At 72.6% G+C, this 26,883-nt stretch carries 21 protein-coding genes; 17 read left to right on the forward strand and 4 right to left on the reverse strand.

The window, feature by feature from the left end; genetic code table 11:
- Positions 1 to 57 precede the first annotated feature (57 nt).
- Positions 58 to 1,086 (reverse strand): LacI family DNA-binding transcriptional regulator, encoded by a 1,029-nt coding sequence (locus ACIGYR_RS04010; RefSeq protein ID WP_399603226.1) that lies wholly within the window; start codon positions 1,084 to 1,086, stop codon positions 58 to 60.
- A gap of 254 nt (positions 1,087 to 1,340) precedes the next feature.
- Here ACIGYR_RS04010 and ACIGYR_RS04015 point away from each other — a divergent pair, with 254 nt between their 5' ends.
- From ACIGYR_RS04015 to ACIGYR_RS04045, 7 genes are all read left to right on the forward strand, one after another.
- On the forward strand, positions 1,341 to 2,627 hold the full coding sequence (locus ACIGYR_RS04015) for an ABC transporter substrate-binding protein (protein WP_399602713.1): 1,287 nt from the start codon (positions 1,341 to 1,343) through the stop codon (positions 2,625 to 2,627).
- A 6-nt stretch (positions 2,628 to 2,633) separates the two neighbouring features.
- On the forward strand, positions 2,634 to 3,521 hold the full coding sequence (locus ACIGYR_RS04020) for a carbohydrate ABC transporter permease (protein WP_399602715.1): 888 nt from the start codon (positions 2,634 to 2,636) through the stop codon (positions 3,519 to 3,521).
- Positions 3,518 to 4,423, forward strand: coding sequence for a carbohydrate ABC transporter permease (locus ACIGYR_RS04025; protein WP_399602718.1), 906 nt, complete (start codon positions 3,518 to 3,520; stop codon positions 4,421 to 4,423). The genes ACIGYR_RS04020 and ACIGYR_RS04025 overlap by 4 nt, the downstream gene beginning before the upstream one ends.
- A gap of 36 nt (positions 4,424 to 4,459) precedes the next feature.
- Positions 4,460 to 5,716, forward strand: coding sequence for a glycosyl hydrolase (locus tag ACIGYR_RS04030; RefSeq protein ID WP_399602721.1), 1,257 nt, complete (start codon positions 4,460 to 4,462; stop codon positions 5,714 to 5,716).
- On the forward strand, positions 5,713 to 7,746 hold the full coding sequence (locus ACIGYR_RS04035) for an endo-beta-N-acetylglucosaminidase (RefSeq protein ID WP_399602724.1): 2,034 nt from the start codon (positions 5,713 to 5,715) through the stop codon (positions 7,744 to 7,746). Before ACIGYR_RS04030 ends, ACIGYR_RS04035 begins: the two co-directional genes overlap by 4 nt.
- Positions 7,747 to 7,775: 29 nt before the next feature.
- Positions 7,776 to 10,796: an alpha-mannosidase gene (locus tag ACIGYR_RS04040; RefSeq protein ID WP_399602727.1), complete on the forward strand. Its 3,021-nt coding sequence runs from the start codon at positions 7,776 to 7,778 to the stop codon at positions 10,794 to 10,796.
- Between the two features lie 322 nt (positions 10,797 to 11,118).
- Positions 11,119 to 11,604 carry a CAP domain-containing protein gene (locus ACIGYR_RS04045; protein ID WP_391837990.1) on the forward strand — a complete coding sequence of 162 codons (486 nt, stop codon included), beginning with the start codon at positions 11,119 to 11,121 and terminating at the stop codon, positions 11,602 to 11,604.
- A 124-nt stretch (positions 11,605 to 11,728) separates the two neighbouring features.
- On the opposite strand, the gene ACIGYR_RS04050 is transcribed toward ACIGYR_RS04045, so the two are convergent.
- Positions 11,729 to 12,430, reverse strand: coding sequence for a FadR/GntR family transcriptional regulator (locus ACIGYR_RS04050; RefSeq protein WP_399602731.1), 702 nt, complete (start codon positions 12,428 to 12,430; stop codon positions 11,729 to 11,731).
- 163 nt (positions 12,431 to 12,593) lie between these two features.
- Here ACIGYR_RS04050 and ACIGYR_RS04055 point away from each other — a divergent pair, with 163 nt between their 5' ends.
- From ACIGYR_RS04055 to ACIGYR_RS04085, 7 genes are read left to right on the forward strand one after another with little or no spacing between them, the layout of a single operon-like run.
- On the forward strand, positions 12,594 to 13,658 hold the full coding sequence (locus ACIGYR_RS04055; RefSeq protein ID WP_399602734.1) for a sugar ABC transporter substrate-binding protein: 1,065 nt from the start codon (positions 12,594 to 12,596) through the stop codon (positions 13,656 to 13,658).
- On the forward strand, positions 13,655 to 15,295 hold the full coding sequence (locus tag ACIGYR_RS04060; protein WP_399602737.1) for a sugar ABC transporter ATP-binding protein: 1,641 nt from the start codon (positions 13,655 to 13,657) through the stop codon (positions 15,293 to 15,295). Before ACIGYR_RS04055 ends, ACIGYR_RS04060 begins: the two co-directional genes overlap by 4 nt.
- Positions 15,288 to 16,325, forward strand: a complete 1,038-nt coding sequence (locus ACIGYR_RS04065; RefSeq protein ID WP_399602740.1) for an ABC transporter permease — start codon at positions 15,288 to 15,290, stop codon at positions 16,323 to 16,325. The genes ACIGYR_RS04060 and ACIGYR_RS04065 overlap by 8 nt, the downstream gene beginning before the upstream one ends.
- Positions 16,326 to 16,363: 38 nt before the next feature.
- Positions 16,364 to 17,704, forward strand: a complete 1,341-nt coding sequence (locus tag ACIGYR_RS04070; RefSeq protein WP_399602743.1) for an L-fuconate dehydratase — start codon at positions 16,364 to 16,366, stop codon at positions 17,702 to 17,704.
- Positions 17,701 to 18,459: an SDR family NAD(P)-dependent oxidoreductase gene (locus tag ACIGYR_RS04075; protein ID WP_399602746.1), complete on the forward strand. Its 759-nt coding sequence runs from the start codon at positions 17,701 to 17,703 to the stop codon at positions 18,457 to 18,459. The genes ACIGYR_RS04070 and ACIGYR_RS04075 overlap by 4 nt, the downstream gene beginning before the upstream one ends.
- Before the next feature lie 26 nt (positions 18,460 to 18,485).
- Positions 18,486 to 19,454: an aldo/keto reductase gene (locus ACIGYR_RS04080; protein WP_399603229.1), complete on the forward strand. Its 969-nt coding sequence runs from the start codon at positions 18,486 to 18,488 to the stop codon at positions 19,452 to 19,454.
- The gene (locus ACIGYR_RS04085; protein ID WP_399602749.1) at positions 19,451 to 20,290 is read left to right on the forward strand and encodes an amidohydrolase family protein; all 840 of its coding nucleotides are present in this window, start codon (positions 19,451 to 19,453) and stop codon (positions 20,288 to 20,290) included. Before ACIGYR_RS04080 ends, ACIGYR_RS04085 begins: the two co-directional genes overlap by 4 nt.
- Here ACIGYR_RS04085 and ACIGYR_RS04090 read toward each other — a convergent pair.
- Complete coding sequence (locus ACIGYR_RS04090; RefSeq protein WP_399602752.1) at positions 20,278 to 21,699, reverse strand: lipase maturation factor family protein; 1,422 nt, start codon at positions 21,697 to 21,699, stop codon at positions 20,278 to 20,280. The genes ACIGYR_RS04085 and ACIGYR_RS04090 overlap by 13 nt on opposite strands.
- Positions 21,700 to 21,870: 171 nt before the next feature.
- Between ACIGYR_RS04090 and ACIGYR_RS04095 the strand changes: the two genes are divergently transcribed.
- From ACIGYR_RS04095 to ACIGYR_RS04105, 3 genes are all read left to right on the forward strand, one after another.
- On the forward strand, positions 21,871 to 23,115 hold the full coding sequence (locus tag ACIGYR_RS04095) for a DUF6777 domain-containing protein (RefSeq protein WP_399602755.1): 1,245 nt from the start codon (positions 21,871 to 21,873) through the stop codon (positions 23,113 to 23,115).
- A gap of 95 nt (positions 23,116 to 23,210) precedes the next feature.
- Positions 23,211 to 25,277: a SpoIIE family protein phosphatase gene (locus ACIGYR_RS04100; protein WP_399602758.1), complete on the forward strand. Its 2,067-nt coding sequence runs from the start codon at positions 23,211 to 23,213 to the stop codon at positions 25,275 to 25,277.
- Positions 25,278 to 25,338: 61 nt separating this feature from the next.
- Positions 25,339 to 26,202 carry an Fpg/Nei family DNA glycosylase gene (locus ACIGYR_RS04105; RefSeq protein ID WP_391837968.1) on the forward strand — a complete coding sequence of 288 codons (864 nt, stop codon included), beginning with the start codon at positions 25,339 to 25,341 and terminating at the stop codon, positions 26,200 to 26,202.
- A 22-nt stretch (positions 26,203 to 26,224) separates the two neighbouring features.
- Here ACIGYR_RS04105 and ACIGYR_RS04110 read toward each other — a convergent pair whose 3' ends face one another.
- Positions 26,225 to 26,878, reverse strand: a complete 654-nt coding sequence (locus ACIGYR_RS04110; RefSeq protein WP_399602762.1) for a zf-HC2 domain-containing protein — start codon at positions 26,876 to 26,878, stop codon at positions 26,225 to 26,227.
- Positions 26,879 to 26,883: the final 5 nt, after the last annotated feature.

The following is a 26,883-nucleotide window of genomic DNA, read 5'->3' on the forward strand; positions in this document are numbered from 1 at the left end:
CGGCCGCCGTGTTCCGCGCCGCGCTGCCGTTGCCCGGTCCGCTTCCGGTGACAGGCTTCAGACGGACGGTCGGTCATCTCGCGCGGCGGCGGTGGCCGTGCTGCCCCGCACCGTCAGGCGCGGTGTCGGTACGCGTACCGCTCGGGCCGAGCCGCCGTCCAGCAGGGTCGTCAACTCCCGTGCCGCCGTACGGCCGAACTCCGCGCTGTCCCGGGACAGCGCGGACAGCCAGGGCTTGACCAGGCGGCACAGGGCCGAGTCCTCCCAGGAGACGACGGAGACGTCCTGCGGCACGCGGCGGCCCAGCTCTGCCGCCGCCGCGACCCCGGCCACCGCCATCACGTCGTTGTCGTAGATCAGCGCGGTCGGCGCAGCGGCGGCGCTCAGGACGCGGCGGGTGACCGCGGCACCCTCGGCGTCCGAGTAGTCGGTGGTCACCGAGCGGACCTCGGCCAGGCCCCGCCGCTCGGCCTCGGCCCTCAGGGCCCGGATACGGCGCTGGGTGTGCGCGAGGTCGGGCAGGCCGGCGATGTGGACGATCCGGCGGTGACCGCGAGCGGTCAGTTCGTCCACGACCGAGGCCATCGCGCCCGCGTCGTCCGCCCAGACGGTGGACAGCCCGGGGTGCCGCTCGTCCGGTGCCCCGCCGATCACCACGGCGGGCAGCCCGAGTTCGTCCAGCAGTGCCGGACGCGGGTCCTCCGCGCGCGGGTCGACGACCAGCACGCCGTCGACCCGGTGCTCGGCCCACCAGCGCCGGTACACCACGCACTCGTCGGCCACGTCCCGCGCCACCTGGAAGAGCAGGCCCAGGTGCCGCTCGGCGAGCACCTCCTGGATGCCGGAGACGAGCTGGAGGAAGAAGGAGTCCACGCCCAGTGTGTGCGCGGGGCGGGCCAGCACGAAGCCGACCGTGGCCGCACCCTCCCCGGACAGGGCGCGGGCCGCCGTGCTGGGCCGCCAGCCCAGCTGATCGGCGACCCGGCGCACCCGGGCACGGGTGGCCTCGGAGACTCCGGGGCGGTCGTTGAGCGCGAACGACACGGCGCTCTCGGAGACTCCGGCTCGCCGGGCGATGTCCTTCATCGTGGGCCGGCGCGCGGGGGACCGTCTGGTCGGCACGCTTCTCCCCCTTCCGGGAGGCTGCTCGCTAATGCGCTTGAGTGTCAAGACCCTAAAGCGCATTAGTGAAAGACGGCAACTCCCCTGCCATAACCCCCTCACCTGCACTGATGAAAATTCTGTTTCTTTAGCTCGGACGAACGCATTGACTTTCCCGGAAGGCCCCGGGCAAGGTCTCTGGCGCCACCGACGCCCGACACAGCAAGGGAGCCGTGTCCGTGCCCATGTCCCGCAGAGCCCTCGCCGCCGCCGCTGTCGCCCTCGTCCTGCCGCTGAGCGCCTGCGGCTCGGGCGGTGACGACGGCGGTACCACCGACGCCTCCGGAAAGATCGAGGGCGACATCACCTTCCAGACGTGGAACCTGCGCGCCAATTTCAAGCCGTACTTCGAGGGACTGATCACCGACTTCGAGACGAAATACCCCGGGACGCACGTGAAGTGGGTCGACCAGCCCGCCGAGGGCTACGCCGACAAGCTCGGCGCGGACGCCGCCGGCGGCACCCTGCCCGACGTCGTCAACGTCTCCCCGGACCTGGTCGCCCCGCTCGCCGAGGCCGGCCTCGCCCTCGATCTCGACAAGGCCGCCGCCACGTACAAGTCCGAGTACCTGCGGGGCGCCTGGGCCGGACACCAGGTGCCGGGCATGAGCGGCACCTACGCCTTTCCCTGGTATCTGAACACCGGCCCGCTCTTCTACAACAAGGCCCTGTTCGAGAAGGCCGGACTCGACCCCGACCAGCCGCCGAAGACGTACGACGAACTCTTCGCCGACGCCCTGCGGATGGCGCAGAAGAGCGACGGCAAGGTCGCCACCCTCGCCAACGTGCCCACCATCGAGGACTTCGGCCGCTACGGCGTCCCGCTCATGAACGAGCAGGGAACCGGCTTCACCTTCAACGACGCCAAGGGAGTCGAACTCCTCACCGAGTACAAGCGGTTGTACGACGCCAAGGCCCTCGATCCGCAGGCGCTGACCGCCACCGGGGAGTCAGCGGGGAAGAAGTTCCTCACCGGTGCCGTCGCCATGAACCCCGGGAGCGCCCTGGACCTGGGCAACTTCAAGAAGAACGCGCCGAGCCTGTACAAGAACATCGGCATCACCGACCAGATCACCAGCACCGGGCACGTCAACATGTACGTGATGGGCGTGATGGTCAACTCCCGTACGAAGCACACCCCGGCCGCCGTCGCCTTCGCCCACTTCGTCACCGACGCGCGGAACCAGATGTCCTTCGCCAAGAAGGTCGCCATCTTCCCGAGCACCGCCGGCTCCCTCGACGACCCGTACTTCACCAAGGAGGACGGCACCGACGAGACCCGGGTGCGGATCGCCGCGGCCAAGTCGCTGAAGAACGCCGTCAACTACACACCCGTGCTGTTCAGCGACCAGATGAAGACCGCGCTGCGCAACGAGGTCGCCAAGGCGCTCCAGGGCAAGGAGAGCCCCGAGGAAGCCCTCGACAACGCTGTCAAGGCCGCCGACCGGCTGCTCCAGCAGGGCTGACCCCCCATGGCCGCGCCCCTGCGCATCAAGCGCCAACTCCCTTCCAGCCCATGGCTGTTCGCCGCGCCCGGACTGCTGATCACCGCCGCCTTCGTGCTCTACCCCTTCGTCTCCACCGTGGTGAACTCCTTCACCGACCGCCGCACCCTCGTCCCCGGCCACTTCGTGGGACTCGCCAACTTCCGCGAGCTGCTCCACGACGACATGTTCTGGACCGGCCTGCGCAACAGCACCCTGTACATCCTGGGCGTCGTCCCGGCGCTGGTCGTGCTGCCGCTGCTGCTCGCCCTGCTGGTGCGCAAGAACATCCCCGGGATCACCTTCTTCCGCTCCGCCTTCTACACCCCGGTCGTCGCCTCGATCGTCGTCGTCGGACTGATCTGGGTGTGGCTGCTGGACGAGCGCGGCCTGGTCAACTCGCTGCTGGAGGCCGTGGGGATCGGCCGGATCGGATTCCTCAGCGACCAGTGGCTGCTCCTGCTGAGCGCCATGGCGGTCACGGTCTGGAAGGGCCTCGGCTACTACATGATCATCTACCTGGCCGCCCTCGCGAACGTCCCGCGCGAGCTGCACGAGGCCGCGGCCGTGGACGGCGCCGGACCGGTGCGCCGCTTCCTCTGCGTCACCGTGCCCGCCGTACGGTCCACGATGGTCCTGGTCACCGCGCTCTCCTCGGTCGCCGCCTTCAAGGTGTTCTCCGAGGTGTACCTGATGGCGGGCCCGGCCGGCGGCCCGGCCGGCGAGGACACCACCCTCGTCATGCTCGTTCAGCGCACCGGCACCGGCCTCACCGGCCGGGTCGGCTACGCCTCCGCCCTCTCCGTCGTCGTCTTCGTCGTCACCGTCGCCCTGATGCTGCTCGTCCTGCGCGCCGACCGGAAGGAGGAAGCGTGAGCCTCCTGGAGAAGGTACGGCCCCAGCGGCCGGACACCGTCGTCCCGGAGCCGCGCGTCACCGACGAGCACGGCCGCCGCATCCGGGCCGGCGAACTGGCCTGGCGCTACCTGCTGCTGCTCGCCGTCCTCGCCCTGACCGTCGGCCCGTTCCTGTGGCAGCTGTCCACCTCCCTCAAGGGACCCACCGAGGACATCTACGGTTCACCGCCCAGGTTCCTGCCCGGCCACCCCACCCTGCACAACTACACACGGGTCGCCGACACCATCCCGGTCTGGGACTACGCGCTGAACTCCCTGAAGGTCGCCACCGCCAACGTCGTGACGAACTGCGTCGGCTCGGCCCTCGCCGGATACGCCCTGGCCCGGCTGCGCTACCGCGGCCGGTACGTGACCACGCTCGTCTTCGTGCTCGCGATGCTCGTCCCCGTCGAGGGCATCGTCATCGCCCAGTTCACCACCATGCGCGAACTCGGCCTGAACAACACGCTGATCGGTGTGGTCCTGCCCGGCGCGGTCGGCGCGATGAACGTCCTGCTGATGCGCAACGCCTTCCGCAACCTGCCCTACGAGATCGAGGAGGCGGCCTACGTCGACGGCGCCGACGCCTGGCAGCGTTTCCTGCGCGTCGCGCTGCCCTCGGTCAAGGGCACCCTCGCCGTCGTGGCGATCTTCGCCTTCATGGGGGCCTGGGACGACTTCCTGTGGCCGCTGATCGTGCTCAGCGACCCGTCCAAGTTCACCCTGACCATCGGCCTCAACTATCTGCACGGCACCTTCGCCAACGACGAACGCCTCGTCGCCGCGGGCACCGTGATCGCCGTGGCCCCGCTCATCGCCCTCTTCGCCTGCCTCCAGCGGTACTTCTTCCGCGGGGTCGGCGAGGGCGCGGTCAAGGGCTGACCGACGTCAGACCTCCCGAGGACAGCAAGGACACCCATGCCTCCTGCCGTGCGCTTCGGCGTCAACTACACGCCCAGCGAAGGATGGTTCCACCACTGGCTCGACTTCGACCTCGACTCCGTTCGGGCCGATCTCGACGCGGTCGCCGCGCTCGGCCTGGACCACATCCGGGTCTTCCCGCTCTGGCCGTACTTCCAGCCCAACCGCGCCCTGATCCGGCCGCGCGCGGTCGACCAGCTCCTGGCCCTGGCCGACGCCGCCGCCGAACGCGGTCTGGACGTCAACGTGGACGGCTTGCAGGGCCACTTGAGCAGCTTCGACTTCCTGCCTGCCTGGACCCGCACCTGGCACCGCCGCAACCTGTTCACCGACCCGGACGTGACCGACGGCCAGGCCGCCTATCTGCGCACCCTCGCCGCCGCCCTCGCCGACCGCCCCAATTTCCTCGGCATGACCGTCGGCAACGAGGTCAACCAGTTCGCCGCGGGGCCGCATCCGGACCCCGACCGGATCACGGCCGAGGAGGCCGAGCGGTGGCTCACCCGGATGCTGGGCGCCTGCGCCGAGGGCGCCCCGGGCCGCCTCCATCTGCACGCCTCCTACGACGCCGCCTGGTTCCAGGACGACCAGCCCTTCACCGCGGGCCACTCGGCCCGCCTCGGTGCCGTCACCGCCGTGCACTCCTGGGTGTTCAACGGCACCGCCCAGCGCCACGGCCGTACCTCCGTGCCGGCCGAGCACCACGCCGCCTACCTGGTCGAGCTGAGCAAGGCATGGGCGGACGAGCCGCACCGGCCGGTGTGGCTCCAGGAAGTCGGCGCCCCCGCGCCCCTGGTACCCGCCGAGCACGCCGCCGCCTTCGCCGAGGCCACGATCGCGAACGTCCTGGACTGCCCCGACCTGTGGGGCGTCACCTGGTGGTGCTCCCACGACGTCGCGCGCACCCTCGCCGACTTCCCCGAACTCGAGTACTCCCTGGGCCTGTTGACCAACGAGCGGCGGCCGAAGGACATCGCCCGGGCGCTTTCCGACGCGGCGGCCCGGCCCCGCCGCACCCCACCGGTGCGCGGCACGGCCCTCGTCGTACCCGCCGACCCGGCACGCCGCTCCCGCTGCGCCCCCGGCGGCGATGTCTTCGGCGCCTTCTTCCGGCTCGTCACCGACGGCGCCCGCCCGACCACCGTGCTCGACACGCGCGCCGACGACAAGGACCACCTCGCCGCGCGCGGCATCACCGACGTCGTCACTCCCGACCAGGTACTCCCCACCCCCCAAGGAGGCACCCGCTCGTGAACCCCACCAGACGCACCGTGCTGATCGCCGCCACCGCCGGCGCCGGCGCCGCCCTGGCCCCCTCGCTGCCCGCGGCGGCGGCCCCGCGAGCAGCCGCCGCGACCCCGCCGTACGCCTCGTACTGGTACCCGGACTCGCTGCCCGCCGGCAGTCCCGGCCCCGGCATCACCTGGCGCAGCCTGACGAGCTGGCGCGCGGCCGACGACCCCGACCTCGCCTGCAACGCCGCCGCCGTACCGCTCGCCTCCCGCTTCACCCCGACACCGGCGAACACCACCGCCCGCTGTGGACAGGCCCGCGTCCAGGCGCTCGTCTCCTTCGGGCCGACGTCCGGCAACCCTTCCCAGGGCTCGGCCACCGCCGACTACTACGCCCTCTCCCACTGGGCCTACCTCGACGAGCTGGTGTTCTGGGGCGGCTCGGCCGGTGAGGGCCTGATCCTCGCGCCGAACGCCCCCGTGGTGGACGCGGCCCACCGGCACGGCGTCCCCGTCCTCGGGAACGTCTTCCTGCCCCCGGTGGCCTATGGCGGCCGGCTGGAGTGGACCCGGGACCTGGTGCGGAAGGACGCCACCGGGCACTACCCGCTCGCCGCGCAACTCGTCGCCGTGGCGGCGGCGTACGGCTTCGACGGCTGGTTCGTGAACGCCGAGACGGGCGGCGGGAACACCGCGCTCGGCACGGCCATGCTGGGCTTCGTGAAGGAGCTGAAGGCCCTCGCGGCGGCCAAGGGACAGCGGGTGACCTGGTACGACGCGATGACCGTGAACGGCACCGTCAGCTGGCAGGGCGCCCTGGACAGCCAGAACCAGGCGTTCTTCCAGGCCGCCGACGCCATGTTCGTGGACTTCCGGTGGAGCGCGGCCACGCTCGCCTCGTCCGGCACGAAGGCCCGGCAGCTGGGCCGCAGCCGCTACGAGCTGTGGGCCGGCGTGGACGTCGAGTCGAACGGGTCCGGTTCGTCCGTGGACTGGGACGCGATCGTGCCGGCCGGGAAGCCGCACGTCACCTCGATCGGCTTCTACCGGCCCGAGTGGACCCGCAACCACCTGCCCGCCGAGCAGCGTGCGCCCGAGGACTTCCACGCGGCGGACGACCGGTTCTGGACCGGGCGGTCGCTGGACCCGTCCCGGCCCGACGCGAGCGATCCGTGGCGTGCGCCCGCGGTGTCCGTGGCGGACCGGTCGACGGTGACCTCGGTGCCGTTCGCGAGCGTGTTCAACACCGGACACGGACTGCGGTGGTACGAGGAGGGGGCCGTCACCTCGGACGCGCCCTGGAACCACCTCGGGCTCCAGGACCGGCTGCCGTCGCGGCGGTGGGTGGTCCGGACGCCGGGGGAGCGGCCGGTGGTCTCGTTCGACTTCACCGACGCCTGGCGGGGCGGGAGCAGTGTGCTGGTGGCGGGTGAACTGGATCAACCGGCGGTGCTGGATCTGTACGCGACCCGGCTGCCGGTCGGTGTGAACACGGTTGTCGACCTGACCTACCGGAGCGAGTCCGGGGAGGTGGACGTCGAGCCGGCGGTGGCGACGGCCGAGCCGCATGAGGCGGGGGCGACACCGCCGTACAGGTTTTTCACGGTCGACGCAGGTGTACGTGTGAACTCGGTCAACGGCTGGCAGACCGTGACCGTCCCGCTCACAGGGCTGTCCGGCACCGTCCACGCCCTCGGCGTCCGGCTCACGGCCACCGAGGGCCCGGTGCGCTGGCGGCTGGGCGGCCTCGCCGTCCGTCCCGCCGGCCCCCCGCCGACTCCCGCCGCACCCTCCGGTGCCCGCGTCACCGCCGCCAACGGCGGCGACCTCCGCCTCGCCTGGGACGCCGCCCCCGACGCCGTCCGCCACCACACCCTCCACCGCCTCCTCCCCGACGGCACCCGTCGCTTCCTCGGCGCCACCGGCCAGCGCGCCTACCATCTCGCCGGCCTGCGCCCCGAACAAGGGGAGAGCGCGGCACGGTTCGAAGTGCGCACCGTGGGGGAGCTCTACAACGCCTCGACGCCCGTGACCGTCACCCACCCCTGGTAATCACCCGGACCCCGCAGGGAGCACCCCGCATGCATGACGACCGCACTCTGGTGGAAGCCCGCCTCGGGCGCGTCCTCGACGAACGTATCCGCCCTGCCGTGTATCCCGAGTCCGTACCGCTCCACGTCGCGGTGTGGCACGCGCCCGGGGAGCCCGTGCCGGTCGCCGAGGGACTCGCCGCCGAGCCCGAGCCGATCGAGGTGGGCGCCAGGTGGGGTGCTCCCTGGGGCACCAGCTGGTTCCGGGTGACCGGGACCGTGCCCGAGGCGTGGGCCGGGAAGACCGTCGAAGCCCTGCTGGACCTGGGCTTCGACGAGAACATGCCCGGCTTCCAGTGCGAGGGCCTGGTCTACCGGCCCGACGGCACGCCGGTGAAGGGCCTGAACCCGCGCAACCAGTGGGTGCGGATCGGCGCGCCCGTCGCGGGCGGCGAGGAGGTCCGCCTGCACATCGAGGCCGCCTCCAACCCCGTCATCCTGGACTACCACCCCTTCCGGCCCACCCGGCTCGGCGACAAGGACACCGCTGGGCGGGAGCCGCAGTACACGCTCGCCCGTATGGACCTCGCCGTCCTGGACGAGACCGTGTGGCACCTGGTGCTGGACCTGGAGGTGCTCGGCGAACTGATGGCCGAGCTGCCCGTCGACTCACCGCGCCGCTGGGACATCCTGCACGCGGTCGAGCGCGCCCTGGACGCCGTCGACCTGCAGAACGTGAACGGTACGGCGGACCGGGCCCGGGAGCGGCTCACCGGCGTGCTGGCGGCCCCCGCCGTGCCGTCCGCGCACCGGATCAGCGCCGTCGGACACGCGCACATCGACTCGGCGTGGCTGTGGCCGCTGCGCGAGACCGTGCGCAAGGTGGCCCGGACGACGTCCAACATGACCGCGCTCATCGAGGACGAGCCGGAGTTCGTGTTCGCCATGTCCCAGGCGCAGCAGTGGGCGTGGGTGAAGGAACACCGGCCCGAGGTGTGGGCGGGGGTGAAGAAGGCCGTGGCGCAAGGGCGGTTCGTGCCGGCCGGCGGGATGTGGGTGGAGTCGGACACCAACATGCCCGGCTCGGAGGCGATGGCCCGGCAGTTCGTGCACGGCAAGCGGTTCTTCCTCGACGAGTTCGGCATCGAGAACGAGGAGGCGTGGCTGCCGGACACCTTCGGCTTCGCCGCCGGCCTCCCGCAGATCATCAAGGCGGCCGGCTCCAAGTGGCTGCTGACACAGAAGATCTCCTGGTCCCGGACGAACAAGTTCCCGCACCACACCTTCCACTGGGAGGGCATCGACGGCACCCGGATCTTCACGCACTTCCCACCCGTCGACACCTACAACTGCTCGATGAAGGGCAGCGAGATCGCCCACGCGGTCCGCAACTTCCGGGACAAGGGCAGGGCCCGGCACTCACTCGCGCCCACCGGCTGGGGCGACGGAGGCGGCGGTACCACGCGTGAGATGGTCGCCAAGGCGGCCCGGCTGCGCGACCTGGAGGGCTCGGCCACCGTCGAATGGGAAACCCCGCGCGCGTTCTTCGAGAAGGCCGAGGCCGAGTACCCCGCGCCGCCGGTGTGGGTGGGCGAGCTGTACCTCGAACTGCACCGCGCCACCCTCACCAGCCAGGCGAAGACCAAGCAGGGCAACCGGCGCAGCGAACACCTGCTGCGCGAGGCCGAACTGTGGGCGGCCACCGCGGCCGTACGCGCCGGATTCCCCTACCCCTACGCGGAGTTGGACCGCATCTGGAAGACGGTCCTGCTGCACCAGTTCCACGACATCCTGCCGGGCTCGTCCATCGCCTGGGTGCACCGGGAGGCCCGGGCGACGTACGAGCGGCTGGCCGCCGAACTGACCACGATCATCGAGGACGCCCAGCGCGCGCTCGCCGGAGAGGGCACCACCCCGCTGCTCTTCAACGCCGCCCCGCACGCCCGCCACGGCGTCCCGGCGGGCGGTGCCGCCACCCCGGCCACGGCCGGCGGCACCGCGCTCGCGTCCCGCGAGGACGGCGGGTTCACGCTGGACAACGGCCTGCTGCGGATCACCGTCGACGCCCGTGGCCTGGTCGTCTCCGCCTACGACCCCGCCGCCGACCGCGAGACCGTCGCCCCCGGCGAGGCCGCGAACCTCCTCCAGCTCCACCCCGACTTCCCGAACATGTGGGACGCCTGGGACGTCGACTCCTTCTACCGCAACACCGTCACCGATCTCACCGACGCCGAGTCGGTGACGGCCGGTGAGGACGGTGCCTCGGTGCGGATCGTGCGCGCCTTCGGCGCCTCCCGGGTCACCCAGGTCCTGTCGCTGCCGCCGGGCGAGCGCCGTCTCGTCATCGACACCGATGTGGACTGGCACGAGACGGAGAAGTTCCTGAAACTGGCCTTCCCGCTCGACGTGCACGCCGAACGGTACGCCTCCGAGACCCAGTTCGGGCACGTCCACCGCCCCACCCACACCAACACCTCGTGGGAGGCCGCCAAGTTCGAGGCGTGCAACCACCGGTTCGTGCACCTGGAGGAGCCGGGCTGGGGCGTGGCCGTCGTCAACGACTCGACGTACGGTCACGACGTGACCCGCACGGTACGCGGTGCGGGCGAGCCCGGTACGACCACCACGGTGCGGGTGTCGTTGCTGCGCGCGCCGCGCTTCCCCGACCCGGAGACGGACCAGGGCGTCCACCGGTTCCGGCACGCCCTGGTGCCCGGCGCGTCGGTCGCCGACGCGGTCCGCGAGGGCTGGCGGATCAACCTGCCGGAACGGCCCACGACCGGGGCGCAGGAGGTCGCCCCGCTGGTCGCGGTGGACAACGACGCGGTGGTGGTGACGGCGGTGAAGCTCGCCGACGACGGCAGCGGGGACGTGGTGGTCCGCTTCCACGAGGCCCACGGCGGCCGGGCCCGGGCGACGCTGACGGCCGGCTTCCCGGTCGCCGGCGTCACGGCCACCGACCTGCTGGAGCGGCCGGCCGCCCACCGGGAGCCGCCCGCGCGCGACGCCGAGCGCGTCACCGTGCGCCTACGGCCGTTCGAGCTGATGACACTGCGGCTCCGCCGGCGCTGACCTCGCCTGTGCCGACACTGCGGCTCCGCCGGCGCTGACCCCGCCTGCCCCGCCCGGGCGCCCGGGCGGGGCAGGCGCGTTGCTCGCCGCATGGCCGCCTCCCCGGGTCGACGCGCGGACACCCTCGGCTTAGGCTGGTGGGGCGAAGGGGGCGGTCGTACGGCCGCCCGACCAGGCCGCTTTGCCGACGGTTGCTTCCCGTGCCGCCGCAGAAGCGGGTACGGCTCGGCCACCTCAAGGGCCGGCCGCACGGTCCGCTCGCGTGACGGGTGATGCCCGCCGGCAGTCTCTGCCACTCTCTCTCTGCGACCAGGGGGTCGCCATGAACAAGCCCACTTGGGTACGCCATCAGGCCGTGGCCGTCATAGCGGCGGGGCTGATGGCCGGAAGCACCATGTTCGCGACGAGTGCTTCCGCAGCTGTCTCCGACATCAGCGGCGGCGATCAACAAGCCATCGTCAGCGAGACCAACTCCGTGCGCCAGGACGCCGGTGCACCCCCGGTGACGTGGGACGACAGCATCGCCAAGGACGCACAGGCATGGGCTGACAACCCGCAGTCCACGGCGGGCGGGCTGCAACACTCCCCGTCGTTCAACGGTGCCGAGAACATGTCGAGCGCCGGGCCGACCGCGGCCACCGGGCAATGGGCCGCCGAGAAGAGCAAGTACGAGGCCGATCCCAACAAGGACTCCAACAGCCCTGGCTACCGGCAGTGGGGCCACTACTGGAACATGATCCAGAGTCGCTTCACCAAGATGGGCTGTGGCGCGCGATCCGGCGTGACGGTCTGTTGGTACAAGCCCTGACCCGTCCGGCCTCCGACGGCCCTGGGAACAGGGCCGTCGCCCCGGCTCCGGTCCTCGACGGCCCTTGAACAGGGCCGTCCTGCACTCCGGTTCTCGCGACCGCGGCCGGCCCATGGGCCGGCCGCTAGCCGCCGAGCTGTGCCCGCAGCCATTCCTCCACCTCGCCCACGTGCGCGGCTGCCGCCGCCCGGGCCGCTTCCGGGTCGCGGGCGGCGAGGGCGCGGTGGATGGCGGCGTGTTCGCGGCGGGTGCGGGCGAAGGCGCCCTCCTCCTGGTAGCCGCGCCAGACGCGGGCACGGAACGTGCGCGAGGACAGGCCGTCCAGGATGGCGGCCATGGTCTCGTTGCCGGCGGCGGACGCGATCTCGTGGTGGAAGGCGAGGTCGTGGGCGAGGATCTCCTCGGGGTCGTCGGTGGCGTTCATCGCCGCCAAGTGCTTCTCCACAGCGGCGAGTTGGTCGTCCGTGATGCGCGCGGCGGCCAGCGCGGTCGCCGTCGACTCCAGGATCCGGCGCACCTCCAGTAGTTCCACCAGCCGCGGCCCCCGGGACAGGTCGGCGACCACCCCGAAGGTCTCCAGCAGGTCGCCGGCCTCCAGCGCGGTGACGTAGATCCCTGAGCCGTGCCGGGCCTCCAGGGCGCCGAGAACCGTCAGCGCGCGTATCGCCTCCCGCATCGAGCTGCGCGAGATGCCGAGCTGGACGGCGAGTTCCCGTTCGGTGGGCAGCCGCTGGCCCGGCTCCAGCCGGCCCTCGGCGATCATGGCCTTGATCTGCTCGATGGCGCGCTGGGTCACCGTGCCCTTCTGTGGGGCTGCCTCGTCCACGCCACTCCTCCAGTCACCGGGTGCGTCGCAGTCTAGCCAGCCCAGTGGTCCGACCACTATGCGTCGGAACCCAGAAATATCGCGGCACGAGGGTGTCGTGGCGGCTCAGTGGTCTGATAAGTATGCGGCGACCGCTCGACCACCCTCGACGAGGAGCCGCGAGATGCCCGCCAGCGCAGTGAGGAAACGCAGCAGGTCCCGGATCACCGGCGCGGCGGCCCTGGCCGTCGGCGCCTCGCTCGTGCTCGCCGCCTGCGGCAGCACCAAGGACACGGCGGCCGCGGGCAGCGGTGGCACCGGCAAGGTCGGGGTGATCCTGCCGCTGCTCACCTCGCCGTTCTGGCAGTCGTACAACGACTACGTGCCCAGGACGGCCAAGTCGGAGGGCGTCGAGGCGCTGAAGACGGTCAACTCCAACAGCGACCCCTCGCAGCAGATCACCGACATCAACAACGAGCTGAACCAGGGCGTGAAGGGCCTCGTCGTCGCCCCGCTGGACAGCGCCGCCATCGAGGCGGGCCTGGACCAGGCCGAACGCAAGGGCGTCCCGGTCGTCGCCGTCGACGTCGCGCCCGAGAAGGGGAAGGTCGCGATGGTCGTACGGGCGGACAACGTCGCGTACGGCGAGAAGGCGTGCGACTACCTCGGGCAGCACGTCACCGGCGGCAAGGTCGTGCAGATCATGGGCGACCTCGCCTCGGTCAACGGCCGCGACCGGTCCGGGGCCTTCCGGTCCTGCGTCAAGAAGAAGTATCCGGGACTGAAGGTCCTGGAGATCCCCGCCAAATGGGAGTCGGACACCGCGGCCTCCCGGCTCGACACGCTCCTCAACGCCAACCCCGACATCAAGGGCATCTACCTACAGGCCGGCGGCGTCTACCTCGCCCCCACCCTGCAGACCCTCAAGTCGAAGAACATGCTCGAGACGGCGGGACGGAAAGGCCACATCGTCATCGTCTCCAACGACGGCATCCCGCAGGAGCTCGACGCCATCCGCACGGGCCGGATCGACGCCACCGTCTCCCAGCCCGCGGACGCCTACGCCAAGTACGGCATGTACTACATCAAGGCGGCGATGGAAGGAAAGACGTTCAAGCCCGGCCCCACCGACCACGACTCCACCATCGTCGAGCTGCCCGGCAAAATTCTCGAGGACCAACTCCCCGCGCCCCTCGTCACCAAGGACAACGTCGACGACCCGAAGCTGTGGGGCAACACGGTCGAATGAGGACACCACTCGTGGAAGCACAGGGGATCGTCAAACGGTACGGCCCCACGGTCGCCCTCGCCGACGGACAGCTCACCGTGCTGCCCGGCGAGTCCCACGCCCTCGTCGGCCGCAACGGCGCAGGCAAGTCCACCCTGGTCAACATCCTCACCGGCCTGCAGGCCCCGGACGCGGGCACCGTCCGCTTCGACGGCGAGCCCGCGCCCCCGCTCGCCGACCGGGACGCCTGGCGTCGCAGGGTCGCCTGCGTCTACCAGAAACCGGCCCTCGTCCCGGAACTGACCGTCGCCGAGAACCTCTTCATGGCGCAGATCCACGCCGCCGAGCCGGCCAGGCCGGGACGCGGGGGCGGCCGGGGGCCCGGGGGACACCCCACGCCAGAACGCGACCCCGAACGCCGGCCGGTGCACCGCGGGTTCATCTCCTGGGGCCGGCTGCGCAGCCGGGCCGCCGGACTCCTCGACGCCTGGGACATCCGCGTCGACCCCGACGCCCGGACCGCCGACCTCACCGTCGAGGACCGGCAGATGGTGGAGATCGCCCGGTCGCTCAGCTTCGGCGCCCGGTTCATCGTCCTGGACGAGCCGACCGCCCAGCTCGACAACCGCGAGATCGAGCGGCTGTTCAGCCGGATGCGGGCGCTCCAGGACTCCGGTGTGACCTTCCTGTTCATCTCGCACCATCTTCAGGAGGTCTACGAGGTCTGCCAGACCGTCACCGTGCTGCGCGACGCCCGCTGGATCACCACGGCCGCCGTCGCGGAGCTGCCCAGGGCGGCCCTGGTGGAGGCCATGGCGGGCGAGTCGGTCACCGAGCACGCGCACACCCGCGCCACGGTGGCCGCCGAGTCGCCCGTCGTCCTCGACGTCCGCGGGCTCACCTCGTCCGCGTACCAGGACATCGGCCTCACCGTCCGCCGCGGTGAGGTCGTCGGCCTCGCCGGGATCAGTGGCAGCGGCAAGGTCGAGCTCGCCGAGACCTTCGCCGGCCTGCACACCCCCACCGGCGGATCGGCCCGGCTCGAAGGGCGGCGGCTGCCGTTCGGCGACGTGCGGGCCGCGCTGGACGCCGGCGTCGGCTGCGTACCCCGCGACCGCCACGAACAGGGCCTGATCCCCGCCATGACCGTCGGCGACAACGTCACCCTGGGCGTCCTGGACCGGCTCGGCCGCTTCGGCTTCGTCGGCACCGACCGCGGACGCGGCCTCGCCGCCGAACTGATCGACCGCCTCGACATCCACACCGAGGGCCCCGGACAGCCCGTCTGCGACCTGTCCGGCGGCAACGCGCAGAAGGTCGTCATGGCCCGTGCCCTCGCCCGCGACCCCCGCCTGCTCGTCCTGATCAACCCCACCGCGGGCGTCGACGTGAAGTCCAAGGAGTCCCTGCTGGCCCGCATGGACAGCGCGGGGCAGGACGGCACCGCCGTGCTCGTCGTCTCCGACGAACTCGACGATCTGCGCCGCTGCGACCGCGTCCTCGTCCTCTTCCGCGGCCGGATCGTCGCCGAGCATCCGGCGGGCTGGCGCGACCACGAGCTGATCGCCTCCATCGAAGGAGTGGACCATGGCCACAGCATCTCCCCGGGGGGCGGCCCCCGGACCCCCGGCCGGACCGCGGGGAGCCCGGGTGAGTGAGGCGAAGACCGCCGCGAACCCGGGCGCCAGGCCCGCCCGGGACGCCCGGGGCGCCCATGGATCCAGGGCCCTCCTGCTCCGCAGGGCCCGTGAACTCGCGCTGCTGCCGGCCTTGCTGTTGCTCATGGTGCTGGGTGCGATGGTCAACGACTCGTTCCTCACCGAGCGGAACCTCATCTCGATCCTGGGCGCCTCCGCCGCTCTGGCCATGGTCGTGCTCGCCGAGTCGCTGGTGCTCCTCACCGGCAAGTTCGACCTGTCCCTGGAGTCGGTCGTCGGTATCGCGCCCGCCGTGGGAGCACTCCTCGTGCTGCCCTCGGCGCAGTCCGGCTGGGGCACCGAGCTCCCGGCGCCGGTCGCCCTGTTCACGATCCTCGTCGCCGGCGCGGCCGTCGGCGCCCTCAACGGCGTCCTGGTCGTGAAGTTCAAGCTCAACGCGTTCATCGTGACGCTGGCCATGCTGATCGTGCTGCGCGGGCTGCTGGTCGGCGCGACCAAGGGCAGGACCCTGTTCGGCATGCCGGACAGCTTCTCCGCGCTTGCCACCACCACCTTCCTGGCCGTCCCGATGTCGGTGTGGCTCGCCGCCGTCGCCTTCGCCGTCGCCGGGGGCATGCTCAAGTACCACCGCGTCGGCCGTGCCCTGTACGCCATCGGCGGCAACGCGGACGCCGCCCGCGCCGCGGGCATCCGGGTGGAGCGCGTGATGCTCGGAGTGTTCGTGGCGGCCGGTGTCCTCGCCTCTCTGGGCGGACTCCTGCAGACGGGGTACGTGGGCGCGATCAGCGCCAACCAGGGCCAGAACATGATCTTCACCGTGTTCGCCGCGGCGGTGATCGGCGGCATCAGCCTGGACGGCGGCAAGGGCACCATGTCCGGCGCCCTGACCGGCGTCCTCCTCCTGGGTGTCGTACAGAACCTGCTCACCCTCGCCCAGGTGCCGTCGTTCTGGATCCAGGCCATCTACGGCGGCATCATCCTCGTCGCCCTCATGATCGCCCGGGTCACGACGGGCCGTGCCCAGGACTGACGCGGGCCACCGACCGCCCCACGACGGAAAGGACTTCCGTGTCCCAGGCTCCCGCCCGCATCACCGCTCTCGACACCCACGACATCCGCTTCCCCACCTCGCGCGAGCTGGACGGCTCCGACGCGATGAACCCGGACCCCGACTACTCGGCGGCCTATGCCGTCCTGCGCAGCGACGCCGCCGACGGGCTGGAGGGACACGGGTTCACCTTCACCATCGGACGGGGCAACGACGTCCAGGTCGCCGCGATCGAGGCCCTGCGCGGCCATGTGCTGGGCCGTGACGTCAAGGAGCTCTGCGCCGACCCCGGCTCGCTCTTCCGGGACCTGATCGCCGACAGCCAGCTGCGCTGGCTCGGCCCGGAGAAGGGCGTGATGCACATGGCGATCGGGGCCGTCGTCAACGCCGTCTGGGACCTCGCCGCCCGGCGGGCCGGCAAACCGCTGTGGCAGCTGCTCGCCGACGCCGAACCCGAGTGGCTGGTCCGGCAGATCGACTTCCGTTACCTCACCGACGCGCTCACCCCCGAGGAGGCCCTCGGCCTGCTGAGACGGGGGAGGGACGGCACCGGGGAACGCCGGGCCCGGCTGCTGGAGCACGGCTTCCCCGCCTACACCACCTCCCCGGGCTGGCTCGGCTACGACGACGACAAGCTCGGCCGGCTCGCCGCCCAGGCCGTCGCCGACGGCTTCCGGCAGATCAAACTGAAGGTCGGCGCCGACCTCGCCGACGACGTCCGCCGCTGCCGGGTGGCCCGCGCGGTCGTCGGACCGGACGTGCGCCTGGCGATCGACGCCAACCAGCGCTGGAGCGTGGACGAGGCGATCCGCTGGACGCGGGCCCTGGCCGAGTTCGGCCCGTACTGGATCGAGGAGCCCACCAGCCCCGACGACGTCCTCGGCCACGCCGCGATCCGGCGCGCGGTCCGCCCCGTGAAGGTCGCCGCCGGCGAACACGTGCACAACCGCGTCATGTTCAAGCAGATGCTCCAGGCCGGAGCCCTCGACATCGTGCAGATCGACGCCGCCCGCGTCGGCGGGGTCAACGAGAACCTGGCCATCCTGCTGCTCGCCGCCAAGTTCGGCGTCCCCGTCTGCCCGCACGCGGGCGGCGTCGGCCTGTGCGAACTCGTCCAGCACCTGTCGATGTTCGACTACCTGGCCGTCTCCGGCAGCACCGAGGACCGGGTCATCGAGTACGTCGACCACCTCCACGAGCACTTCGTCACCCCGGTCGTCATCCGCGACGGCCACTACACGGCACCCACCACGCCCGGTTTCTCCGCGGCGATGCGCCCGGAGTCCATCGCGCGGTACACCTTCCCCGGCGGCACCTACTGGGCCGCCCACCCCGACCCCCGGAAGGGACAGCCGGCATGAGCGACTTCACGGGCCTGAGGGCCCTGGTCACCGGCGGCGCCTCCGGCATCGGCCGGGCCACCGCCGACCTCCTCGCCGCCCGCGGCGCCCGGGTCGCCGTACTCGACCTGGACCCGTCCACCGTGCGGCAACCGCTCCTCGCACTGCGCGCCGACGTGACCGACGACGCCTCGGTGCGCACGGCCGTACACGAGGCCGCCGAGGCACTCGGCGGGCTGGACATCCTGGTGAACAACGCGGGAATCGGCGCCCAGGGCACCGTCGAGGACAACCTCGACGCCGAATGGCGGCACGTCTTCGACGTCAACGTCCTCGGTATGGTCCGCACGGCCCGCGCCGCCCTGCCGCACCTGCGTCGCTCGGACCACGCGGCGATCGTCAACACCTGCTCCATCGCGGCCACCGCGGGCCTGCCACGGCGCGCCCTGTACAGCGCCACCAAAGGCGCCGTGTACTCCCTGACCCTCGCCATGGCCGCCGACCACGTCCGCGAGGGCATCCGCGTCAACTGCGTCAACCCCGGCACGGCGGACACCCCGTGGATCGGCCGACTGCTGGACGCGGCCCCGGACCCGGCCGCCGAGCGCGCCGCCCTGGAGGCCCGCCAGCCCACCGGACGGCTCGTCTCCGCCGCCGAGGTCGCGGGCGCCATCGCCTACCTGGCAAGCCCCCTCTGCGGCGCCACCACCGGCACCGCGCTCGCCGTCGACGGCGGTATGCAGGGCCTGCGGCTGCGCCCGGCGGCGGACCGGTGACCCCGCTGGGCCGCGGCGGCGGCGAGGTGACCCCGCTGGGCCGCAGCGGCGTCGTGGTGACCCCGCTCGGCTTCGGCGCCGCAGCACTCGGCAACCTGTACGCGCCGGTGAGCGACGAGCAGGCGCACGCCGCGGTCCGGGCCGCCTGGAGCAGCGGCATCCGCTACTTCGACACCGCGCCGCACTACGGTCTCGGTCTGTCCGAACGGCGTCTGGGCGCGGCCCTGCGCGCGTACGACCGCTCCCAGTACACGGTCTCCACCAAGGCCGGCCGCCGCCTGGTCCCGGCCGACGGCACCGGCGACGACCTCGCCGACGGGTTCGCCGTACCCGCCACCCACCGCCGCGTGTGGGACTTCACGGCCGACGGCATCCGCCGCACCCTGGAGGCGAGCCTGGACCGCCTCGGCCTCGACCGTGTCGACGTCGTCTACCTCCACGACCCCGACGACCACGCCGAGCAGGCATTCCGCGAGGGCTACCCGGCGCTGGAGAGGCTCCGCTCGGAGGGCGTGGTGGGCGCGATAGGGGCCGGCATGAACCAGGCCGCGATGCTCACCCGGTTCGTCCGCGAGACGGACGTCGACGTGGTGCTCTGCGCGGGCCGGTACACCCTGCTCGACCGGAGCGCGGCGACCGAGCTGCTGCCCGAGGCCCGGAAGCGGGGCGTGTCGGTCGTCGTCGGCGGTGCCTTCAACTCCGGCCTGCTGGCCGACCCGACGCCGGGTGCGACGTACAACTACACTCCGGCGCCCCGCCGGTTGGTGGACCGGGCACTGCGCATCAAGGAGGTCGCCGAGCGCCACGGCACGACCCTGCGCGCGGCGGCTCTGGCCTTCGCCTCCGCCCACCCGGCCGTGGCGAGCGTCCTGGCCGGCGCCCGCTCCGCGGCCGAGGTCCTGGACTGCGCCGAGCAGTTCGCCAAGCACGTGCCGGATGCCTGCTGGCACGAGCTGCGCGACACCGGCCTGCTGCCCCCGTGGGAGCTGCCGTGACCGTCGACGCCCACCACCACGTCTGGGACCTGACCGTCCGCGACCAGGACTGGCTCCGGGGGAACGAACTCCGGCCGCTGCGGCGCAACTTCACCCTCGCCGACCTGGAACCCCAGGCCCGGGCCGCCGGAGTCGACCGCACCGTCCTCGTCCAGACCGTCACGGTGCCGGAGGAGACCCCGGAACTCCTCGCCCTGGCCGCCGCTCACGAACTGATCGCCGGCGTGGTCGGCTGGACCGACCTCACCCGCCCCGACATCGCCGGCGAACTGGCCCGGCTGCGCGCACTCCCCGGCGGCTTGCGCCTGAAGGGCATCCGCCACCAGGTGCAGAGCGAACCCGACCCCGGATGGCTGCTGCGGCCCGACGTCCGGCGCGGCCTGGCCGCGGTGGCCGCCGCCGGCCTGGCCTACGACCTCGTCGTCCTGCCCCACCAGCTTCCGGCCTGCGCCGAGGCGGCCCGGGCCCTGCCGCAGCTCACTTTCGTCCTCGACCATCTGGGCAAGCCGCCCGTCGCCTCAGGGGACCGCGAACCATGGGCCGCCGACCTGCGTGCCCTGGCCGCCCTGCCCAACACCGTCGCCAAACTCTCCGGCCTGGTCACCGAGGCCGCCCCGGCCACCCGGACCCCCGCCGGCCTGCGCCCGTACGTCGACACGGCCCTGGACGCCTTCGGCCCCGGCCGGCTGATGGCCGGATCCGACTGGCCGGTGTGCACCCTGGCCATGACGTACGCCGAAGTCCACGCCCTTCACGAAGAGTTGACCGCGGGACTCGGCGAGGCGGAGCGCACCGCGCTGTCCGCAGCCACCGCCGAGCGCGTCTACGACCTGTGAACCGACGCCGCCAGCCGCGTCGGCGGCAGATACTCCCGCACGTACGTCCGCTCCCAGCACGCCCCCGTCTCCCGCAACTCCCGCCAGCTGGTGTACCGGTACCGGAACAGCCGGGCCCGCACATAGCGGGGCGGGGTGCCCGGCGGGAACGGGGAGCGGCGGAGCAGCCTGAGGGTGTCCCGGTCGTTCTCCAGCAGACGTTCCACCAGACCGCCGAACCACTCCCCGGCGTAACCGGGTGACAGCGCCGCGAACCACATCAGCCAGTCGAGGCGCAGATGGTAGGGCGCGAACTGGCGCGGCCAGCGCCGGGGGTCCCCGGGCTTGCCCCTGAACGCGTACTCCCGCCAGTCCGAGTCCTCCCGCGGGGTGTCGTCCAGCGTGCCCTCGACCACCACCTCGTAGCGCACCCGGCTGACGCTGCCGAACGCGCCGTAGGTGTTCACCAGGTGCAGCGGGTCGAAGGAGCGGTTCATCACCTGGCGGCGGGAGACCATGTTCACCACCGGGCGGTAACTCAGGAAGACCAGCAGCGCGGCGACCGCGAGCACCAGCACCTCGTACCACAGCGGTGCCGGTGGCACCGGCGGCGCCGTCGTGGGCAGCCGGAGCGCGGACAGGGCCAGCACGATGGTGATCCAGTTCAGCCAGGAGAAGTTGCCGGAGAGCACCAGCCACAGCTGGGTGACGATCATCAGGGCCGCGGCGGCCGAGGCGATCGGCTGCGGGGCGAACAGCAGGACCGGTACGACCAGCTGGGTGACGTGGTTGGCGGCAACCTCCACCCGGTGCAGCGGCTTCGGCAGATGGTGGAAGAACCAGCTCAGCGGGCCCGGCATCGGCTGGGTCTCGTGGTGGTAGTCCAGACAGGTCAGCTTCCGCCAGCAGGTGTCGCCCCGCAGTTTGATCAGCCCGGCGCCGAACTCCACCCGGAACAGGATCCAGCGCAGCAGGAACAGGACGACGACCGGCGGCGCCACCTCGTCGTTGCCGAGGAACGCGGCGAGAAAACCGGTCTCCAGCAGCAGTGACTCCCAGCCGAACGCGTACCACGTCTGGCCCACGTTGACGATCGACAGGTACAGCGCCCACGGCACCAGCCACAGCAGGATCGCCGCCCACAGCGGCAGCGCGGAGTCCGCCCCGGCCAGCAGGGCCGCCGACACCGCGCAGCCCGCCCCGGCGCAGGCGGCGAAGAACCGGTCGGAGTAGTGCAGTTGGAACAGGCTCGGGGCGCGCCGGAAGGGCACCCGGGCCGTGAAGCGGGGGATCGGCAGCATGCCGCGTTCACCCAGCAGGGCCCGGAACTGCAGGGCCGCCGTCAGGAAGGCGACCAGGTACACGGCGGCCAGGGCCCGCTGGAAGACCAGCCGGCTCAGCCAGTCGCCGGGTGCGGTGAACCAGTCCACGGTTGTGCACGCCCTCCTGTGCGGCTGCACCGGCGCCGTGCCCGGGTGCACCGGCGCCGCGCGCTCTTCCGTACCGGCGCAGCTCCCGGCACGGCGTTCCCCGAGTTGCCAGCCAATCCCGTGCGATGCCAACAATAGGGCGTAATCACCCGAAGTGATGTGGAGTGTGCGGTGCGGATACCCACCGGAACCATCGTCACGGTCTGCGTCATGTCGGCGGTGCTCCTCGCCGCCGGCTGCGCCGGCTCCGGCGTCAAACAGGCCCGGACGGGCGAGTTGGTCTTCCTGCAGGCCGCCACCGACCGGGGCCCCGAGCCCTTCACCGCCTCCATGGCCACCGACGTCCCCGGCCCGGCGTCGCCCCGCGGCACCGTCCCGGTCTCGGCCGCCGAACTCGCGGCGCCCCTGCGCGCGACACGCACCCTGTCCGGCGCGACTCCCGGCCTGTACCACGGGACCCCGCACGTCGCCGGTTGTGACGTCGAGCGGCACATCGGCTATCTCGCGGCGGACCCGGCCAAGGCCGACGCCTTCGCCCGGGTGGCCGGTGTCACTCGGCCGGCGCTCCCGGACTATCTGCGCGGTCTGACCCCGGTCGTACTCGGCACCGACACACGCGTCACCAATCACTCCTACCGCAACCGCCGGGCGGACGGTTACCAGGCCGTGCTCCAGGCCGGCACCGCCGTCCTCGTCGACGACCGGGGCGTGCCCCGGGTGCGCTGCGCCTGCGGCAACCCGCTCGGACCGCCCGCGCCGACGCGCGGCGGGGCCGGTGCCCGCGGTACCCCCTGGGCCGGCTACCGGCCGAACAAGGTGATCGTGGTGGCCCCGGCGCCCCGCGCCGTCGCCAGCCTCACGATCGTCGACACCGAGACCCGTACCTGGACCGAGCGCCGGGTCGGCCAGGACGTCCGCCAGGACCACGTGGTGTCCCCGCCCGCGCGGGCCGGCGCCGACCCGTCCCAGCCCGCCCCGGCGGACACCGGGCCGCAGGGCAGCGGGCAGCCCGGCGCGCACGAAAGCGGCCCGGCCGCCGCCCCGGCGCGGACCGGCACGCCGTCCTCCCCGGCCGGGCCCACGGCGCCGGACGTCCGCACCGATCCCGGCCGCACCGATCCCGGCCGCACCGATCCCCCCGCGGGCGTCACCGGCCCAGCGGACCGGGACCCTCTGACGCCCGCGGAGGAATCACCGCCCCCCGTCCCCTCCCCGGGCCTCAGCGGCCTCTCCCCGGGCCTCTCCGTCCCCTCCCCGGGCCTGTCCGCCCCCTCGCCGGGCCTCTCCGCCCCCTCGCCGGGCCTCTCCGCCCCCTCACCGGAGCCCTCCGACCGGCCTCTGGCCACGCCCGGCGCGACCGGGCCGCCCACCTTGCCCGGCACCCTGGCCCGCCCCGACGCCGAGCCGGGCGGCTGAGCGCGGGACCGGCGTCACGCGGGACGCCGGGCGGGCCCGCGCCGGTGCCCGCCGATCAGGTCGAAGAATCGTCCGGATACTGGCAAGGTGGGCCCATGGCCGATCGGGGAGCGAGCGCCCTGTCACTCCCGGAGGACTGGCCCGCACACCCGGACCCGATCCTCGCGCTAAACCACATGGGCAGCTTCGACTGGGACCTGGACGCCGGTCTGATGGACATGGACGCCCAGGCATTCGAGGTGTTCGACCTGCTGCCCGAGGAGTACGACGGGCGCCCCGAGTCCCTGACCGTGCGTGTGCCGCCGCCGGAGGCCGCCCGGCTCGACGCGGCGATCGCCTTGGCGATCAAGGACGGCAGCGAGAACTACGGCGCCTACTTCCGCATCCGCTGTCGCGACGGCACCCTGCGCTGGACGCACACCCAGGGCTACATCCGGCGTGACGAGTCCGGCCGCCCGCGCCGGGTCGTCGGCATCGTCCGTGACGCCACCCAGGAGCTGGCCGACAGCGCCGCGCGCAGCCTGAGGGCCGCCCAGGACGAGGCGTTCCGCCAGCAGACCAGCGTCGTCCAGGTCATCTCCGCCGCCCTGGCGCACGCCCGCAGCATCCAGGACGTCATCGACGTCCTCAAGGACACCCACGGGGTGCGCCATCTGGGTGCGGCCAGCCTGGTGATGGGCCTGGTCGAGGCGGGCCGGATCCGGCTGGTCGCCGAGGGCCCCGCGGGCAGCTTCGTCCCCGGCACCCGCGTCACCCGGATCGACGAGCCGTACCCGATGAGCGAGGTCGTCCGCACCCTCAGCCCCCGGTTCATCGAGTCGGCGGAGGAGTTCGCGTCCCACTACCCGATCCTCTGGCCGCGCATCACCGACCTGCACATCACCTCGGCCGCCTACCTCCCGCTGATCGCCCAGGCCCGTCCGATCGGCGCGATGGGCCTGCTCTACGACGACCGGCACGGCTTCTCCGACGAGGAACGCGCCGTCCTGATCGCGCTGGGCGGCAGCATCGCGCAGAGCCTCATGCGGGCCATGCTCTACGAACAGGACAAGGACCTCGCCGAGGGCCTCCAGCAGGCCATGCTGCCCCGCACCATTCCGAGCGTCCGCGGCGCCGACATCGCGGTCCGGTACCGCTCGGCCGCCCTGGGCCGGGACATCGGCGGCGACTGGTACGACCTGATCCCGCTGCCCGGGGGCCGGGTCGGCGCGGTCATCGGGGACGTCCAGGGCCACGACACGCACGCGGCGGCCGTCATGGGCCAGCTGCGGATCGTACTGCGCGCCTACGCCGCCGAGGGCCACACCCCGGCCACCGTGATGGCCCGCGCCTCCGTCTTCCTGCACGAACTCGACACCGACCGGTTCGCCACCTGCCTGTACGCCGAGGCCGACCTGTCCACCGGAGTCGTCCAGATGGTGCGCGCCGGGCACATCGACCCGCTGATCCGGCGCGGCGACGGCAGCTGCTTCCGGGTACCCGTCCAGGGCGGGCTGCCGCTCGGTCTGTCAGCCGAGTTCGGCCGGCTGGAGTACCCCGTCGCCACCCTCGAACTCGACCCGGGCCACATCCTGCTGCTGTGCACCGACGGGCTGGTCGAGCTGCCCGGCACCGATCTGGACGACGGCATGCGCGCTCTGGCGGCGCTGATCTGCGAGGGACCCGGTGAGGTGCGCGCCCTCGCCGACCGGCTGATCCAGGTGGCCCAGGAGCGGGGCGGCGACGACGACGTGGCCCTGCTCCTGCTGCGCCGCCGGGCCCCGGAGACCACACGGCCCGGCGGCCGGCTCCAGCAGCATGTGGCGCCCGGCGACCCGGAGGCCCTCACCCAGGCCCGGCACATGATCCGCGCCGCGGTCCGTGCCTGGGGCGCCTCCGTCCAGGCCGACGAGATCGAGCTGGCCGCCGACGAGCTGATCACCAACGTCCTGATGCACACCGAGGGCTCCGCGATCGTCACCCTGCGCGCCATGGAGGCCGCCGAGCACAGGCTGCGCATCGAGGTCGAGGACTGCTCCAGCGCCCTGCCCCGGCGCCGGGACGCGGGCGAGGACGGCGTCTCCGGCCGCGGTCTGCTGCTCGTGGAGCGGCTCGCCGACAGCTGGGGCGTGGAGGCGCGGGGCGGCGGCAAGGCGGTGTGGTGCGAGTTCCGGCTGCCGTAGGGGGCGGCCGCCCCGGGCGGGACCGCGGGGCGTTGCCGGTGCCGGATGGCACTCTGGACGTATGCCGGAACTGCCCGAGGTACAAGCGCTGACGGACTTCCTCACCGAGCACCTGGTCGGGCTGCGGATGGTGCGGGTGCTGCCGGTGGCCGTCAGCGTCCTGAAGACGTACGAACCGCCGGTCACGGCCCTTGAGGGGGCCGCGGTGACGGCCGTGCGCCGGCACGGGAAGTTCCTGGACATCGAAACGGACGGCGGGCCGCACCTGGTGACCCACCTGGCCCGCGCGGGCTGGCTGCACTGGAAGGACCGGCTGCCGGACGGCCCGCCGAAGCCCGGCAAGGGCCCGCTCGCGCTGCGGGTGGCCCTGGAGACCGGCGAGGGCTTCGACCTGACCGAGGCCGGCACCCAAAAACGCCTTGCCGTGTACGTCGTCCGCGACCCGCAGGAGGTGCCGGGCATCGCCCGGCTCGGCCCCGACCCGCTCGCCGACGACTTCGACGAGGACCGCTTCGCCGCCCTGCTGAAGGACGAACGGCGGCAGCTGAAGGGTGCCCTGCGCGACCAGTCGCTGATCGCGGGCGTCGGCAACGCCTACAGCGACGAGATCCTGCACGCCGCGAAGATGTCCCCGTTCAAGCTCGCCGCCTCCCTCACACCGGAAGAGACCCACCGCCTGTACGCGGCGCTGCGCGACACGCTCACCCAGGCGGTCGAGCGGTCCCGCGGAATGGCGGCCGGCCGGCTGAAGGCGGAGAAGAAGAGCGGGTTGCGCGTCCACGGCCGTACCGGCGACCCCTGCCCGGTGTGCGGCGACACCATCCGGGAGGTCTCCTTCGCCGACTCCTCGCTCCAGTACTGCCCGACCTGCCAGACGGGCGGCAAGCCGCTGGCCGACCGCCGCCTGTCCCGGCTGCTGAAGTGAGCCCCGGCGCGCCCTGGCGCCGTCACCTCTGCTCCAGCGTGACCAGCCGCTTTCCCTCGTCCGTGCGGACCTCGTAGCGCAGGACCTGGTCCGGGTGCAGCGCGGTGGCGCCCATCGCGGTGGTGGGCCGGGTGCCGTCGCCCGCGTTGGTCCAGCCGGCGACGACCTGCTCCGTGCCGTCGCGGCCGACCGCGACCAGGCGGCAGGTGTGCGGCCCGGCGCCGTCCTTGACCTCCAGCCGCAGGTCGCTGCCCCAGTCCGCGTCCTCGGAGGTGACCTGCGCCCACACCCCGGTGTGCGGATCGGTCGCCGCGGTGACCCGTGCGGCCGGCCCCGTGTGGCCGGTGAAGGCCACGACACCGGGACCTGCCACGGCCAGCACCACCGAGGCGGCCAGGCCGTACAGCAGCCGGCGGCGCCGCGCCCGCCGCCGGTGCGCCAGCTCACCGAGCAGCCGGTCCAGCAGCCGGGGGCCGGGCTGCGCCATGGAGGGCACGAAACGCGGCGTGGCCCGGCGGTACAGCATCAGCTGCCGGGTCGCGGGCCCGAACTCGGTCACGTGTGCCGCACACCGGGGGCACTCCATGAGGTGGTCCTCGAAGCGGAAGGTCTCCGCCTCGTCCAGCACGCCGAGCGCGTACGCGCCGACGTCGCGATGCCTTTCCAGGGACCTCATGCCGA

The organism is Streptomyces sp. NPDC053076 (assembly GCF_044546845.1).
Taxonomy (GTDB): domain Bacteria; phylum Actinomycetota; class Actinomycetes; order Streptomycetales; family Streptomycetaceae; genus Streptomyces.

What these genes read in the sequence shown, in the direction of transcription:
- ACIGYR_RS04010 (WP_399603226.1), bottom strand. Translation starts at nt 1,086, where the DNA reads ATGAAGGACATCGCCCGGCGAGCCGGAGTCTCCGAGAGCGCCGTGTCG.
- ACIGYR_RS04020 (WP_399602715.1), top strand. Translation starts at nt 2,634, where the DNA reads ATGGCCGCGCCCCTGCGCATCAAGCGCCAACTCCCTTCCAGCCCATGG.
- ACIGYR_RS04030 (WP_399602721.1), top strand. Translation starts at nt 4,460, where the DNA reads ATGCCTCCTGCCGTGCGCTTCGGCGTCAACTACACGCCCAGCGAAGGA.
- ACIGYR_RS04040 (WP_399602727.1), top strand. Translation starts at nt 7,776, where the DNA reads ATGCATGACGACCGCACTCTGGTGGAAGCCCGCCTCGGGCGCGTCCTC.
- ACIGYR_RS04045 (WP_391837990.1), top strand. Translation starts at nt 11,119, where the DNA reads ATGAACAAGCCCACTTGGGTACGCCATCAGGCCGTGGCCGTCATAGCG.
- ACIGYR_RS04055 (WP_399602734.1), top strand. Translation starts at nt 12,594, where the DNA reads ATGCCCGCCAGCGCAGTGAGGAAACGCAGCAGGTCCCGGATCACCGGC.
- ACIGYR_RS04060 (WP_399602737.1), top strand. Translation starts at nt 13,655, where the DNA reads ATGAGGACACCACTCGTGGAAGCACAGGGGATCGTCAAACGGTACGGC.
- ACIGYR_RS04075 (WP_399602746.1), top strand. Translation starts at nt 17,701, where the DNA reads ATGAGCGACTTCACGGGCCTGAGGGCCCTGGTCACCGGCGGCGCCTCC.
- ACIGYR_RS04100 (WP_399602758.1), top strand. Translation starts at nt 23,211, where the DNA reads ATGGCCGATCGGGGAGCGAGCGCCCTGTCACTCCCGGAGGACTGGCCC.
- ACIGYR_RS04105 (WP_391837968.1), top strand. Translation starts at nt 25,339, where the DNA reads ATGCCGGAACTGCCCGAGGTACAAGCGCTGACGGACTTCCTCACCGAG.
- ACIGYR_RS04110 (WP_399602762.1), bottom strand. Translation starts at nt 26,878, where the DNA reads ATGAGGTCCCTGGAAAGGCATCGCGACGTCGGCGCGTACGCGCTCGGC.